Origin of the sequence: Bacillus sp. FSL K6-1005, assembly GCF_038000225.1 — a bacterium.
GTDB lineage: Bacteria > Bacillota > Bacilli > Bacillales > Bacillaceae > Bacillus > Bacillus mojavensis.
Map to the genome: position 1 here is coordinate 142,759 of NZ_JBBOBP010000001.1, position 14,390 is coordinate 157,148.

At 43.2% G+C, this 14,390-nt stretch carries 15 protein-coding genes; 13 read left to right on the top strand and 2 right to left on the bottom strand.

Annotated features, from left to right (window positions below):
- The first annotated feature begins 163 nt into the window (after positions 1 to 163).
- The 8 genes from NST16_RS00665 (at position 164) to NST16_RS00700 (ending at position 7,428) form a co-directional block, all read left to right on the top strand.
- Positions 164 to 1,576 (top strand): C40 family peptidase, encoded by a 1,413-nt coding sequence (locus NST16_RS00665; protein ID WP_340883489.1) that lies wholly within the window; start codon positions 164 to 166, stop codon positions 1,574 to 1,576.
- 218 nt (positions 1,577 to 1,794) lie between these two features.
- Positions 1,795 to 2,745 carry a thioredoxin-disulfide reductase gene (trxB, locus tag NST16_RS00670; RefSeq protein ID WP_168748830.1) on the top strand — a complete coding sequence of 317 codons (951 nt, stop codon included), beginning with the start codon at positions 1,795 to 1,797 and terminating at the stop codon, positions 2,743 to 2,745.
- Between the two features lie 319 nt (positions 2,746 to 3,064).
- Positions 3,065 to 3,541, top strand: a complete 477-nt coding sequence (locus NST16_RS00675) for an 8-oxo-dGTP diphosphatase (RefSeq protein ID WP_081638370.1) — start codon at positions 3,065 to 3,067, stop codon at positions 3,539 to 3,541.
- A 24-nt stretch (positions 3,542 to 3,565) separates the two neighbouring features.
- Positions 3,566 to 4,453 (top strand): RNase adapter RapZ, encoded by an 888-nt coding sequence (rapZ, locus tag NST16_RS00680; protein WP_010332000.1) that lies wholly within the window; start codon positions 3,566 to 3,568, stop codon positions 4,451 to 4,453.
- A 1-nt stretch (position 4,454) separates the two neighbouring features.
- Positions 4,455 to 5,408, top strand: coding sequence for a gluconeogenesis morphogenetic factor (mgfK, locus tag NST16_RS00685; protein ID WP_168748828.1), 954 nt, complete (start codon positions 4,455 to 4,457; stop codon positions 5,406 to 5,408).
- 22 nt (positions 5,409 to 5,430) lie between these two features.
- Entirely contained in the window at positions 5,431 to 6,381 is a 951-nt protein-coding gene (whiA, locus tag NST16_RS00690) for a DNA-binding protein WhiA (protein WP_010331998.1), read from the top strand.
- A 23-nt stretch (positions 6,382 to 6,404) separates the two neighbouring features.
- On the top strand, positions 6,405 to 6,662 hold the full coding sequence (locus NST16_RS00695; protein WP_024122965.1) for an HPr family phosphocarrier protein: 258 nt from the start codon (positions 6,405 to 6,407) through the stop codon (positions 6,660 to 6,662).
- Positions 6,663 to 6,672: 10 nt separating this feature from the next.
- Entirely contained in the window at positions 6,673 to 7,428 is a 756-nt protein-coding gene (locus NST16_RS00700) for an arylamine N-acetyltransferase family protein (protein WP_340883496.1), read from the top strand.
- A gap of 35 nt (positions 7,429 to 7,463) precedes the next feature.
- On the opposite strand, the gene NST16_RS00705 is transcribed toward NST16_RS00700, so the two are convergent.
- Complete coding sequence (locus NST16_RS00705) at positions 7,464 to 7,673, bottom strand: hypothetical protein (protein WP_010331995.1); 210 nt, start codon at positions 7,671 to 7,673, stop codon at positions 7,464 to 7,466.
- A 147-nt stretch (positions 7,674 to 7,820) separates the two neighbouring features.
- Between NST16_RS00705 and NST16_RS00710 the strand changes: the two genes are divergently transcribed.
- The 4 genes from NST16_RS00710 to NST16_RS00725 all read left to right on the top strand — a co-directional run bounded on the left by NST16_RS00710 (position 7,821) and on the right by NST16_RS00725 (position 12,377).
- Entirely contained in the window at positions 7,821 to 8,534 is a 714-nt protein-coding gene (locus NST16_RS00710) for a response regulator transcription factor (RefSeq protein ID WP_010331994.1), read from the top strand.
- A complete protein-coding gene (locus NST16_RS00715; RefSeq protein ID WP_340883500.1) occupies positions 8,528 to 9,598 on the top strand; it encodes a HAMP domain-containing histidine kinase in 1,071 nt (356 codons plus the stop codon). The genes NST16_RS00710 and NST16_RS00715 overlap by 7 nt, the downstream gene beginning before the upstream one ends.
- 84 nt (positions 9,599 to 9,682) lie before the next feature.
- Positions 9,683 to 10,462, top strand: a complete 780-nt coding sequence (psdA, locus tag NST16_RS00720) for a lantibiotic ABC transporter ATP-binding protein PsdA (RefSeq protein WP_168748824.1) — start codon at positions 9,683 to 9,685, stop codon at positions 10,460 to 10,462.
- Entirely contained in the window at positions 10,437 to 12,377 is a 1,941-nt protein-coding gene (locus NST16_RS00725; RefSeq protein ID WP_340883503.1) for an ABC transporter permease, read from the top strand. The genes psdA and NST16_RS00725 overlap by 26 nt, the downstream gene beginning before the upstream one ends.
- A gap of 37 nt (positions 12,378 to 12,414) precedes the next feature.
- On the opposite strand, the gene NST16_RS00730 is transcribed toward NST16_RS00725, so the two are convergent.
- Positions 12,415 to 13,392: a 2-hydroxyacid dehydrogenase gene (locus NST16_RS00730; RefSeq protein WP_340883507.1), complete on the bottom strand. Its 978-nt coding sequence runs from the start codon at positions 13,390 to 13,392 to the stop codon at positions 12,415 to 12,417.
- 403 nt (positions 13,393 to 13,795) lie between these two features.
- Here NST16_RS00730 and NST16_RS00735 point away from each other — a divergent pair, with 403 nt between their 5' ends.
- On the top strand, positions 13,796 to 14,380 hold the full coding sequence (locus NST16_RS00735; protein WP_010331989.1) for a beta-class carbonic anhydrase: 585 nt from the start codon (positions 13,796 to 13,798) through the stop codon (positions 14,378 to 14,380).
- The last annotated feature ends 10 nt before the right edge of the window (positions 14,381 to 14,390 follow it).

Genomic DNA, 14,390 nt, shown 5'->3' on the forward strand with positions numbered 1-14,390 from the left:
ACATATGATGTGAAATAAACGCTATACACCCAGAATAAGAGATGCACAGAATAATTAACCATAAACAATCATCATTCCTCGTAGAATATGAGGAACGAAACTTGATGTTCAAAATACAATTCCAAATGAGATCAGGTTCACAGTAAAAGGGAGGATATAAAAAGTGAGAAAGAGTTTATTGACACTTGGTTTGGCTTCCGTCATCGGGACAAGCAGTTTTTTGATCCCATTTACAAGTAAAACTGCATCGGCGGAAACATTAGATGAAAAGAAACAAAAAATCGAAAGCAAGCAATCTGAGGTTGCTTCCAGCATTGAAGCGAAGGAAAAAGAATTAACTGAGCTTCAGGAAAACCAATCAAAGATTGAAAAAGAACTGAAAGACATTAACGCTAAGGCGCTCGATACAAGCAACAAAATCGAAGATAAAAAAGAAGAAAACGATAAAACGAAAAAAGAAATCAAAGAACTGAAAAAAGAGATTAAAGCAACAGAAGCACGCATCGAAAAACGTAACGAAATCCTGAAAAAACGCGTTCGTTCTTTACAGGAAAGCGGCGGATCTCAAGGATACATAGATGTACTTTTAGGATCAACAAGCTTTGGTGATTTTATCTCACGCGCTACTGCGGTTTCATCTATTGTTGATGCAGACAAAGATTTAATCAAGCAGCAAGAGCAGGATAAAGCGAAGCTTGAAGACTCTGAAGCAGATCTGAATGATAAGCTGAAAGAAGTACAAGCTGCATTGGCTAAGTTAGAAACAATGCAAAAGGACCTTGATAAACAGCTAGATGAAAAAGACAAGCTTTTCGACGAAGCAAAAGACAGCCAGAAGAAAACGGCTGCGGCAATTTCTGAATTAAAATCAGAAGCGTCTGCACTTGCAAATCAAAAAGCAGATACTGAAGCAGAACAAGCACGCATCAAAAAACAACAAGAAGCTGCGGCTGCCCTGATCAAAAAGCAGGAAGAAGCACAAAAAGCATCTGATGAAACACAAACAGATGACAGCCAATCGGCTACAACTGAAACAGCAAAAGCAAGCTCATCTGATGATGATTCTTCAGACAATTCTTCTAACGGTGCATCTAACAGTTCGTCTAACGGCTCATCTTCTAAGAAGAGCAGCAGCTCAAGCAATAACTCAGGCGGCACTGTCATCAGCAACTCAGGCGGAATTGAAGGCGCAATCAGCGTTGGTTCAAGCATTGTCGGACAATCTCCGTACAAGTTTGGCGGCGGACGCACTCAGTCTGATATCAACAACCGTATTTTTGACTGCTCATCATTCGTTCGCTGGGCTTACGCTTCTGCAGGTGTCAACCTTGGACCTGTTAGTGGAACCACTACTGACACATTGATCAATAAAGGAAGAGCTGTAAGCGCGTCAGAAATGAAACGCGGAGACCTAGTCTTCTTTGATACTTACAAGAAGAATGGACACGTTGGTATTTATTTAGGAAACGGTACTTTCCTAAATGACAATACATCTCATGGTGTGTCAATTGATTCTATGAGTAACCCTTACTGGAAAAAATACTTCAATGGCAACGTAAGACGTGTTGTTCAATAATAAATAAGACAAGGGCCTTCTATGGACAGAAGGCTCTTTCTTTTATTAAATACATACCCTTTTGTAATACATCTAATCGCGTTTCGAAAAAAATGAGCAAAAAAATGGCGTATCACCATGAGATTTTATAGGATATGGGTAAGGAATACGTTTGATGGGGATTCTTATCTTATAAGGAAGAGCCCAACTCGAAAAGACGTTTTAAGGAGTGAGTGAGTGTGTCAGAAGAAAAAATATATGACGTGATTATTATCGGCGCAGGTCCTGCTGGGATGACGGCCGCTGTATACACATCTAGAGCAAACTTATCGACATTAATGATTGAAAGAGGAATTCCGGGCGGCCAAATGGCAAACACGGAAGATGTGGAGAACTATCCTGGTTTTGAAAGCATTCTCGGGCCTGAGCTTTCCAACAAAATGTTTGAACATGCAAAGAAATTCGGCGCTGAATACGCTTATGGCGATATTAAAGAAATTGTGGACGGCAAAGAGTACAAAGTTGTGAAAGCCGGTTCAAAAGAATATAAAGCACGTGCTGTTATCATTGCCGCAGGTGCAGAGTATAAAAAAATCGGCGTGCCTGGCGAAAAAGAATTGGGCGGCCGCGGTGTTTCGTATTGTGCAGTATGTGACGGCGCTTTCTTTAAAGGCAAAGAGCTGGTTGTTGTCGGCGGAGGGGACTCAGCGGTTGAAGAAGGCGTGTATTTAACACGTTTCGCTTCAAAAGTAACGATCGTTCACAGACGTGACAAACTCCGTGCGCAAAGCATTCTCCAAGCGAGAGCGTTTGATAATGAAAAAGTAGATTTCTTATGGAATAAAACCGTGAAGGAAATTCATGAGGAAAACGGCAAAGTCGGCAAAGTGACGCTTGTGGATACGGTGACCGGTGAAGAAAGTGAATTCACAACAGACGGCGTATTCATTTATATCGGTATGCTTCCTCTGTCTAAACCGTTTGACAACCTTGGCATCACGAATGAAGAAGGCTACATCGAAACCAACGACCGAATGGAAACAAAGGTTGAAGGGATTTTCGCAGCCGGAGACATTCGTGAAAAATCATTGCGCCAAATCGTAACGGCTACAGGAGATGGAAGTATTGCGGCACAAAGCGTACAGCATTATGTCGAAGAGCTCCAGGAAACGCTGAAAACCTTAAAATAAAAAAGGGCTGTCATACGAGTTTCACATAACGTTACTGGGTTTTAATTACGCTGTAACAGTTGTGTAAAACTTATCGGTTATGATTAATAAAGTAATTGACCCCCTTTTTATAATGAATACACTTTTGGCACGGATTCTCCAGTTATCCGTGTCCTTTTTTTGTCCAAAAATAAAAGACAATTTCCTTTCACAATAAAATCATCTGAACGCTGGGAAGAATATGCTGTAAAATAGAAGGAAAGATTGTCAATGTCTCTTCATTGTGAGAGGCATCTTGAAACGGTATAATAAAGAGACGATGACAGGACGAGAAGGTTAGGTGACGTACTTGCAAAGAGTGACAAATTGTGTTCTCAAGGCGGATGACAAAGTTCTTCTTCTCCAAAAGCCAAGACGTGGCTGGTGGGTCGCGCCGGGAGGCAAGATGGAGAGCGGAGAATCAGTCAGGGATTCCGTCATCAGAGAATTTAGAGAAGAGACAGGTATCTATATTATAAATCCTCAGCTAAAAGGCGTTTTTACCTTTATCATTAAAGACGGTGACCATATTGTGTCCGAGTGGATGATGTTTACGTTTGTCGCTGATTCCTATACGGGAGAGAACGTGTCTGAATCAGAGGAAGGCATTTTGCAGTGGCACAATGTGAAGGATATTCAAAACCTGCCTATGGCTCCGGGAGACGGCCATATCCTGGACTTTATGATGAAGGGACAAGGGCTGCTGCACGGCACATTTACGTATACACCGGAGTTTGAGCTGCTCAGTTATCGTTTAGATCCGCAGCATATCAAATAGAAAGACAAGTCAGGGGGGAGAAAGATGAGTGTTAGTGAATCACATGATATTCAGCTTGTCATTATAACCGGCATGTCGGGCGCGGGGAAAACCGTTGCGATTCAAAGCTTTGAGGATCTCGGGTATTTCTGCGTCGATAATCTGCCGCCTTCATTGCTTCCGAAATTTTTAGAACTGATGAAGGAATCAAATTCGAAAATGAGCAAGGTCGCGCTTGTTATGGATTTGCGCGGCCGTGAATTTTTTGACCGGCTGATTGAGGCGCTGGATGAAATGGCGGAAAATCCGTGGATTACACCGCGAATTTTATTCCTGGACGCGAAGGATTCGATTCTCGTGACAAGATATAAAGAAACGAGACGTTCGCATCCAATGGCAGCGACTGGTCTTCCGCTCGAAGGCATCGCGCTGGAACGTGAGCTGCTTGAGGAATTAAAAGGCCGCTCTCAAATGATTTATGATACATCAGACATGAAGCCGCGCGATCTGCGCGAGAAAATCGTAAAGCATTTTGCGACAAACCAAGGCGAGACATTTACGGTAAATGTCATGTCATTTGGTTTTAAATACGGTATTCCCATTGATGCCGATCTCGTGTTTGATGTCAGATTTCTGCCGAACCCATATTATATCGAAAGCATGAGGCCGCTGACTGGAAAAGATGAAGAGGTATCGTCTTACGTCATGAAGTGGAACGAAACACAAAAGTTCAATGAAAAATTAATCGATTTACTCAGCTTTATGCTGCCGTCCTACAAAAGAGAAGGAAAGAGCCAGCTCGTCATTGCGATCGGCTGCACAGGGGGCCAGCACCGCTCTGTGACGCTTGCCGAGTATTTAGCTGACTATTTCAAAAAGGATTACTATACTCATGTTACTCACCGGGACATCGAAAAGAGAAGCCGGAAATAAGATGGAACAAAAATCGAAAATTGCCATTTTTGGCGGCGGCACGGGCCTTTCTGTATTGCTTCGGGGCTTAAAGCATAAACCCGTTGATATTACGGCGATTGTCACTGTTGCTGATGACGGAGGAAGCTCGGGGCGGCTGCGGAACGAACTGAAAATCCCGCCACCCGGAGACATCAGAAATGTGCTTGCCGCTTTATCCGATGTGGAGCCGCTAGTTGAGGATCTCTTTCAGCACCGCTTTAATAAGGGGAACGATTTAACGGGCCATTCACTCGGAAATTTAATTTTGGCAGCGATGACGAATATAACCGGTGATTTTTTTCACGCTGTCACAGAAATGAGCAAGGTGCTGAATGTAAGAGGAAAGGTGTTGCCGGCAGCCAATGCCAGTGTTGTTCTGCATGCCGAAATGGAAGACGGCCGCGTGGTCACAGGCGAGTCCACTATTCCGGAGTACGGCCAGCGTATTAAGCGCGTTTTTCTGACGCCTGAAAACATTGATCCGCTGCCGGAAACAATAGATGTGATCAGGGAAGCGGATCTGATTATTATCGGACCGGGAAGCCTATATACCAGTATTCTTCCGAATTTGCTCGTTCCAAAAATTGGAGAAGAAGTGATCAAGGCGCCGGCGAAAAAAGTATATATCTGCAACGTGATGACACAGCCCGGAGAAACGCTGCATTATACCGCTGCTGATCATGTGAAAGCGCTCAATCAGCATATGGGCTGCGGTTTTATCGATACCATACTGGTTAACAGTGAAGACATTCCTGACGAAATAAAACGTAAGTACGCAGTAGAATCGGCGCGTCCTGTTGATTTTGATATCGAAGAGCTGAAAGCAATGGGGCTTGAAGTTATCAGAGATCAAATCGTAACACATAAAAATGGCGTAATTCGTCACGATACACATAAAGTGGCCTCTCTTCTTGTCGATTTATTGAAAGAATGAAGCCTTGAAATGAGGTGGCTATATGTCATTTGCATCGGAAACAAAAAAAGAATTAACGAACCTGGAAGTGAAGGATTGCTGCATTAAAGCAGAGCTGTCAGCACTTATCCGAATGAATGGATCTTTATCATTTGCTAACCGCCATCTCGTACTTGATGTTCAAACTGAAAATGCAGCGATTGCCCGCCGCATCTATACATTGCTGAAAAGACAATATGATGTGTCGGTTGATCTGCTGGTCAGAAAGAAAATGCGGCTGAAAAAGAATAACGTCTACATTGTGCGTTTTTCAGAGAATGCAAAGTTCATCTTAGAAGATTTAAAAATACTCGGCGAGAATTTTGTGTTTGAACGAAATATTTCAAAAGAGCTTGTCAAAAAGAGATGCTGCAAGCGTTCTTATATGAGAGGGGCATTTTTGGCGGGAGGTTCAGTCAATAACCCGGAAACCTCCTCGTATCATTTAGAAATTTTTTCTCTCTATAAAGAGCATAACGATTCATTATGCGAACTGTTAAATGAGTTCCAATTAAACAGCAAAACGCTCGAGCGGAAAAAAGGCTATATCACTTACTTAAAAGAGGCTGAAAAGATTACTGAATTTCTGAACGTGATCGGCGCACATAATTCATTGCTGCGTTTTGAGGATGTCAGAATCGTCAGAGACATGAGAAATTCGGTTAATCGCCTTGTCAATTGTGAAACAGCCAACTTAAACAAAACCATCGGGGCTTCGCTCAGACAGGTGGAAAATATTAAATACATCGATGAAAGAATCGGCTTGGAGGCGCTTCCTGAAAAACTTCGGGAAATCGCGCAGCTGCGGATTGATTACCAGGAAGTGACGCTGAAAGAGCTGGGGGAAATGGTAGCGAGCGGGAAAATCAGCAAATCAGGGATCAATCACAGGCTGAGAAAACTTGACGAAATCGCAGAACAGCTGCGGACAGGGCAAACCGTCACTTTAAAATAACCGTAAAGAAAAGGGGAGATCTTATGGTTCAGCAGAAAGTGGAAGTTCGATTAAAGACAGGACTGCAGGCGCGTCCTGCTGCTTTGTTTGTACAAGAAGCAAACCGGTTTACGTCAGATGTGTTTCTTGAGAAGGATGGGAAGAAAGTAAATGCGAAAAGCATCATGGGGCTGATGAGCCTTGCGGTAAGTACAGGCACAGAAGTCACATTGATTGCCGAGGGAGAAGATGAACAAGAGGCGTTGGAAAAGCTTTCGGCGTATGTTCAAGAGGAAGTTTAGGTGATACAAAATGAGTGATTTTCTGAAAGACTGTTTTAAGAAAATCGGCTGGGAGAAGGATCATGTCAGCTTCGAGGATCTTCCCCTTTTTCTAAAAGCAATGGCGTACCGATACCCTTTTGAAAACCGGGCAGTTCTTGCAAAAGAGAATTATAAGCTAACCAAAGAAGAGCTTTGGCGCCGTCTGATCAAAGAACAGCATGGGGGGCTATGCTACGACCTGAATGGTTTTCTTTACTATGTCTTACGTGATGCCGGTTTTCATGTGAAGCTCATTCGCGGAACAGTTTATGCAGGAAAGCAAGAAGAGTGGGCATTAGAAGGAACCCATGCTGCTGTATGGCTGTCGGCAGAAAAGGGAGATTACATTGTTGATATTGGTTTTGGCATCAACCTGGCGCTGGAGCCGATACCGCTTTCCGGAGAAAGGGTACAATCTCCTGTGGGAGCCTTCCGAATCAAGGAAAAAGCGACGGAAATGGGCACCCATCTTCTGTTGATGGACAAAGGAGAAGGCTGGCAAATCGGTTATGCCTTTACCCTTGAAGAGAGGGATCCCGGTGATTTAGATGACATGAAGGACCTGATTCATTCTCATGAAAAATCTCCTTTTAACAAATCACTGCTCGCCTCAAAGTTGACACCGAACGGGCGGATGGTCATGTCAGACCGCCATTTTACGATTCATGAAAACGGCGGAGAAGGCCAAAAAAGTGACATCGCCCCTTCAGAGTTTGAAGAGAAATTAAACACTTATTTTTTGTAATGTGAAAAGCTTGCAGACATACTGCAAGCTTTTTCTTATGAACAAGTATTGATTACTACATCAAATGCATCTTCCGGGATATACAGTTTCCCTTTTTCATATTGATAAGGAATGTGATTCTCTTTAAAGCACTCTTTTTCGTATTCAGTCAGTGAATCTCCAATTTCTATGTATTCCCCGGTATAGTTCGGCTGGCATGCTGAAAGAGTTGACGTAATGGTTACAAGTAGCATGATTATCTTCATAATAACACCTACTTATTAAGAAATTTTTCCCTTTTTTCATTCTACCATAACGAATAGAAAAAGCCCGATTTACTATCCCCCACATGCTATAATAATTTTGGAATCTTCTAGAAAAATCACCGTGTTAGATATATAAGGGGGATAAACGTGTATCGGATCTTACTCGTGGAAGATGATGAACGGATTGCGTCATTGCTGGGCGGCCATCTTCAGAAATACGGATATCATATAAAAATAGCTGAAAAGCTGAATGACATAAAGGAAGAATTTTCGGAAATGAAACCGGATCTTGTGCTGCTTGATATCAACCTGCCTTTTTTTGACGGGTTTTATTGGTGCAGGCAAATCCGAACGATTTCAAATGCCCCGATTATTTTTATCTCGGCGCGGACTGATGAACTGAATCAGGTGATGGCGATTGAGAACGGGGGCGATGATTATATCACGAAGCCGTTCCATTTAGAGGTAGTGATGGCCAAAATCAAAAGCGTGTTGCGCAGGACCTATGGTGAGTATTCTCCTTCTTTGTCTCAGGAATCAAGATTGGTGGAGCTTGGCGGTCTAACGATATATCCAGATCAATATGAAGCGGAGTGGAAGAACAGCCGCATCTCGTTTTCGCAAAAAGAATTTCAGCTGCTTTCGATTTTCATAAGAGAGCACAAAAAAATTGTCTCGCGTGATGAATTGCTGGAGGCATTATGGGACGACGTTGATTTTGTTGATGATAATACATTAACGGTCAATGTCAATCGGCTGCGGAGAAAGCTGGAGAATGCCGGATTGAAAGATGCCATTGCAACGATCAGGGGACAGGGCTATGTATTTGAAGTCAATCGGAAGGATGAGCGGGAGTGTTAAAGACTTATATCATCGACCGATTAGCTATTATTCTTTTTTCCTTATTAAGCATAGGTGCCGCCATGTTTATCGCATATTTAAGCATTATAGAGAGCGGTGCCGAGCCTGCTTCAGAAAATATGATATACATATGGGTACTGCCTGGTGTCCTTTTGGCCGCTGGTTTTACTGCCGACTACATGCGGCAAGTTTCCTTTCTGGCATTTTTGAAAAAACTGGCCGATCAGGCACCCGCTTCGGATGACATAGGGCGGTCACTTGAAGCCCGCAAGCCAAGAACTAGAGAACAAGCCCTCTGGACAAAAATGATTAACGCGCTTGGTGATCAATACGCGGGAAAGCTCTCACAATATATTAATAAACAAAAACAGCATTATACTTTTACGAATCAATGGATTCACCATATGAAAACACCCGTATCCGTCATCTCCTTAATGATTCAAGAAGGAAAGAACGGGACCGCTTCTTCCTTTCAGACATTTTTAGAGGAACTGGAGGATGAAAATGAACGGTTTCGCCACGGGCTGGATATGATGCTGCAAACAGCCCGGCTGGAGGAGTTCGCTTTTGATGTAAAACCTGAAACCTTTGATTTGACAGAGCTTGTCCGCTCATTGATCAATCAGGAAAAACGGCAGTTTATTAAACGGCGGCTTTTCCCGAAATTACATGTGCCGCCGAACGCTGTCCAGGTTTCCAGTGATCAAAAGTGGCTTTCCTTTGTTGTGGAGCAAATCCTTTTCAATGCCCTGAAATATTCAAAGCAAGGCGTTGGGGATCATATTACAATTCGGATTGAAACGCAAGGACATGAGACGCGTTTATCAGTTGCAGATGACGGTATCGGCATCCCGGCGCAGGATCTTCCCCGGATTTTTGATCCGTTTTTTACTGGTGAAAACGGGAGAAGCATGACACAGGCGACAGGAATGGGCCTCTATTTGGCGAAAGAGGTGTGCAGCCAGCTGGGCCATAAACTGGACGCGCAATCAAAAGAGGGAGCGGGCACCGTGATGACAATTGTCTTTTCAAGTGACACTCTGGCAAATGTGACAGCATTGTAAGGTTCGAAAGCGAGATTGAAAGAAAGTTCGATGGGAGGCTGCTGACTTCCTTTTTATAATAAAGAAAAAAGGAGGATCAGAGGCATGAACGTACTGCAAACAACGAAGCTGTCAAAAACATATTATTCAAATAAAGGAACGATGTCATATCAGGCGCTTAGCGATTTTGATCTCAGTGTAAATAAAGGAGAATTTGTCGGCATCATGGGGCCGTCAGGAAGCGGAAAAACGACGCTCCTGAATTTGCTGGCCACCATTGATAAGCCGACCCAGGGCGAGATGATGATCAACGGCATCCAGCCGAAAACGTTAAAGGATCAAGACCTGGCTCTGTTTCGCAGAAGAGAGCTGGGATTTGTCTTTCAGGACTTTAATCTGCTAGATACGCTGACGATTCGGGAAAACATCCTGCTTCCGCTCGCGTTGGACAAGGTAAAGCTGAGTGAAATGGAAAACCGCTTAGATGAACTGGCAGATACATTGCAAATCAAACATATTCTCGACCACCGTACGTACGAAGTGTCGGGAGGCCAGCAGCAGCGTGCGGCCTGTGCAAGAGCCATTATTCATAATCCGGCTCTGATACTGGCGGATGAACCGACAGGCAACCTTGATTCAAAATCTGCAAAACAGGTGATGAACACGCTGGCTCAGCTGAATGAAGAAAAGGAAGCAACGATACTATTGGTTACGCATGATGCCACAGCGGCAAGCTTCTGTAAACGAATCGTCTTTATTAAAGACGGAAAATTTTTTTCAGAGATCCGCAGGGGGACGAATCAGCAGGTGTTTTATCAAAGTATCCTAGATACCCTGAGTGTGTTGGGAGGCGATTTTCATGAATTTGAGAACCATCGCCCGTAAGAACATTATTGGGAATCTGCAAAGATATGTTGCTTACTTTTTAAGCTGTGTGTTTGCCGTCTCGGTCTTTTTCGTCTTCACCTCTTTTATTTTTCACCCGGATGTGACGGAAGACAATGTGTATGGCGGAAGCCTTGTGAAAACGTGTTTGAGCGCGGCTCTTATCGTCATTATCGTGTTTTGTATATTCTTTATTTCCTATTCAAATTCAGCATTTCTGCAGGCGAGAAAGAAAGAGTTTGGCTTGTTTACGCTGTTCGGGACATCAAAGCAGCAGCTCCGAAAGATGATTTATTATGAGCAGTCGCTGATTTCTCTTGCGGCGATTGCGGCCGGTATCGGCACGGGGCTGTTATTTTCAAAACTGTTTTTTATGGTCATGACATGGATGCTCAGTGTGAAGGTGCCGATCTCGTTTGAGATTGTACCGAAAGCATTTGTGCTGACGGCGGTCGGTTTTCTCATATTGTTTCAAGTCCTGCTTATTTTATCGCTGGGGCAGATTCGCAAGCTCGAAATCATAGATTTGATTAAATCCGCTCAAAAACCTAAAAATCTACCGGCCTATTCAAAGTGGCTCACTGTGCTGTCTTTGCTTTGTCTGGCTGGCGGTTATTATCTGTCTGCCACAGCCAATGCGATCGACATGATGTTTCGTGTCTTTCCGATTTTGATTTTAGTGTTAATCGGCACGTATTTCTTTTTTACACAAAGCAGTGTTGCGTTTTTCCGCATGCTGTACAGAAAGAAACACAGCTTTTACAAAGGGACCAATATCATTGTGCGTTCCAACATGATATTCAGGCTGAAAGATCACGCACGCATGCTGTTTTTAACCTCTGTGATTACGGCAGTCATTTTAACCGCTACAGGTGTGATCTATATGTTTTATGCTGATTTAGAAAGGCAGGAGGAGCAAAGCATTCCTCAATCTGTTGCCTGGGTGGAAAAAGACGCTTCCCGCTTTCAGGTTATGAAGCCTGAGACGGCTGAGAATACATTGAAAAAAGCAAATACTGAGATTAAATATAAGGTGAATGCCACAGGTATTCCTGTTACATTTCAATCAGACTTGCCGTATGGGAACAGGAAAGCGGAAGCAGAGGCCTTGCTGATTTCAGAGAAAATTTATAATCAAGTCGCAAAGGAAAAAGGTTTTCCTGTTATTCATGTACAAGAAAATGAAGCGTTTATCAATGTTCCGTTTCAAATGATGGTGAAAGATACGTTCGGGGAAGGGGAAAAAGCAGCGTTTCATATGAAGTCAGGAAAATCACTTTCCTATGTCATGAAAAAGCAGCAAAACAAAGGGATATTGATGTCAGTCGGAGGAGTCAGCCGTTTATTGGTTGTCAGCGAAAAAAGCTTTGACAGCCTGACACAGGAGGTGCCGCTGAAGGATCAGACGAGAGTGGTAGGCTATGAGCTTGAGCATTGGCAGGAGACGGTGGAGGTCTCTGAGAAGCTTGAAAACATGGTGCCGAAAGAACATACATCTGATTTTCAAACGCGTGCTCCGAGTTTTCAAGTTGTGAAGCAGGGAGTCGCACTCATGCTGTTTATCGGTCTGTTTGTCAGCGTACTGTTTTTTATTGTTCAAGGCAGCATGCTGTATTTGCGGATGTTTACTGAAATAGAAGATACGAGAGTGCAAGTGTTAGCATTAAAGAGAATGGGAGTTACGGACAAAGAGATACACTCCATCCTAGGAAGACAAATTGGGTTTTTGTTCTTCATCCCGTTTATCGCGGGTACGATTCACGCCGGCTTTGCGTATGTGGCGTTAAGCAACATGCTGCATGCTAACTTATTTCTTGAGGCCGTGATTGTCATCTCCATTTATTTTGTGTTCCAGGCTGTTTATTATGTCGTCACACGTCATATTTATAAGCGTGCTGTACTCCAGCATATGTAATATGAAATCCGGTCTTCATCAGACCGGATTTTTTAATTTACCGAAATTCTCTTGTCAGATTTTTCGGTGTTTCCCCTTTGATAGCTGCGATCATGTTTTCAGCGGCCTGTTTACACATATTGAAGCGCACTTTCGCTGTTGCTGAGCCAATATGCGGCAGTAGGGTAACATTGTCAAGCTGCAAGAGCGGATTGTCTTTTGCGACAGGTTCTTCTTCGTACACGTCTAAACCGGCACCACGAATCCACCCTTCTTGAAGAGCGCGGATGAGGGCTTTTTCATCAACTGTCTTTCCCCGGGAAATATTGACGAAAATTGCGGAATCCTTCATCAGTTTAAATTCGCGTTCCCCGATCATGTGATACGTTTCGTCAGTCAGCGGAGTAATCAGCAGAACAAAATCTGATTGCTCCAGGAGTGTGTCAAGCTCAGCGTATTTGACGCCGATGCTTTCTTCAGTTTCTTGTTTGCGGTGGCGGTTATGATAAAGCACGTCCATATCGAAACCGAATTTGGCGCGTCTGGCCGCTTGCTCGCCGATTCTGCCCATACCGATAATGCCTAATGTTTGATGATGGACGTCAATGCCGAAAAGGTCTTCTTCTTCAATCGTACCCCATTTACCGGCCCGGACGAAACGGTCAAGCTCAGCAACACGTCTGGCCGATGAAAGAATTAAAGAAAAGGCCAGATCGGCCACTGTATCATCCAGTGTATAAGGTGTATGAGTGCCGACCACGTTTCTTTCTTTCATCGCTTCTATATCAAAATTATCGTATCCGACGGATTGATTGCTGACGACCTTCAGCTTAGGAGCATGTTCAAGCAGCTCGCTGTTGATGGACGGCCCTGATGTTCCAGTCGTTAAAAGCCCTTCAGCATCTTTCATTTTCTCGAATAGCACCTCTTGTGGAAGTGAATCCTCCTGCCATATCTCATAACGGCAATGCTCACTGATCATGTGTTCAATCTCTTTAGAAATGGGTTTGGTGATAAATACAAATGGTTTCAACAAGGATCCCCCTTTATGGCTGTTGTCTATTTTATTATATCGGAAAGAGATAGAAGTTAGAAATATTGCTGCGTTTGTTAAATTTCTGGTTCTTTTGAACTTAAAATGATTGCGATGATTGAAAAAATAGCAGCCTCTGCTTAAATAAGTTTTTTAATTATCTGAATTCGCCTATATTTTTTGTCAGACAAATCACCAAAATATCAGCAAAACCTGGATTATAGGATTCAATAAATGTAAATTTTATTATCTTTGAAAGATATAAATGTTTATGTTTTTATTTTACAGTCCAATTAGATCGTCTTTTTATGAAAGCCTTTTCGCGGCCTGTTCCTATGCTATAATTCCTTACTGTAAGCTAGGCAAGAAGGCTTGCAAAATCATATGGATGGGAGATGAATTTAGAATGGTTTCTTTAACATCAATTTTGGAACACAATCAGCAGTTTGTCAGAGAGAAGAAGTACGAACCCTACAAAACGACAAAATTCCCTTCAAAAAAGCTCGTTATTGTTACCTGTATGGATACAAGACTCACAGAACTTCTTCCGCAAGCAATGGGGCTTAAAAACGGCGATGCTAAGATTGTAAAAAACGCGGGAGCCATCGTTTCTCACCCATTTGGAAGTGTCATGCGCAGCATATTGGTCGCCGTTTATGAATTGCAGGCGGAAGAGGTTTGCATCATCGGCCACCATGAATGCGGGATGTCAGGCCTGAATGCTACCTCAATTCTAGAAAAAGCAAAGGAACGCGGGGTAGAAGCAAGCTGCCTGAGTTTACTTGATAGCGCCGGATTAGATTTGAAAACCTGGCTGACCGGCTTTCACAGTGTGGAAGAAAGCGTTTCCCACAGTGTCAATCTGATCAAGAATCATCCGCTTCTGCCAAAAAAGCTGCCGGTTCACGGGCTTGTGATACACCCGGAGACAGGCAAACTTGACGTCGTGATTAACGGTTATGAAACTGAGTTCATAAAGACTAATTCATAAGGGAGGTTTT

What these genes read in the sequence shown, in the direction of transcription:
- mgfK (WP_168748828.1), top strand. Translation starts at nt 4,455, where the DNA reads ATGGAACAAAAATCGAAAATTGCCATTTTTGGCGGCGGCACGGGCCTT.
- whiA (WP_010331998.1), top strand. Translation starts at nt 5,431, where the DNA reads ATGTCATTTGCATCGGAAACAAAAAAAGAATTAACGAACCTGGAAGTG.
- NST16_RS00735 (WP_010331989.1), top strand. Translation starts at nt 13,796, where the DNA reads ATGGTTTCTTTAACATCAATTTTGGAACACAATCAGCAGTTTGTCAGA.
- NST16_RS00725 (WP_340883503.1), top strand. Translation starts at nt 10,437, where the DNA reads ATGAATTTGAGAACCATCGCCCGTAAGAACATTATTGGGAATCTGCAA.
- NST16_RS00700 (WP_340883496.1), top strand. Translation starts at nt 6,673, where the DNA reads ATGAGTGATTTTCTGAAAGACTGTTTTAAGAAAATCGGCTGGGAGAAG.
- rapZ (WP_010332000.1), top strand. Translation starts at nt 3,566, where the DNA reads ATGAGTGTTAGTGAATCACATGATATTCAGCTTGTCATTATAACCGGC.
- NST16_RS00695 (WP_024122965.1), top strand. Translation starts at nt 6,405, where the DNA reads ATGGTTCAGCAGAAAGTGGAAGTTCGATTAAAGACAGGACTGCAGGCG.
- psdA (WP_168748824.1), top strand. Translation starts at nt 9,683, where the DNA reads ATGAACGTACTGCAAACAACGAAGCTGTCAAAAACATATTATTCAAAT.
- NST16_RS00705 (WP_010331995.1), bottom strand. Translation starts at nt 7,673, where the DNA reads ATGAAGATAATCATGCTACTTGTAACCATTACGTCAACTCTTTCAGCA.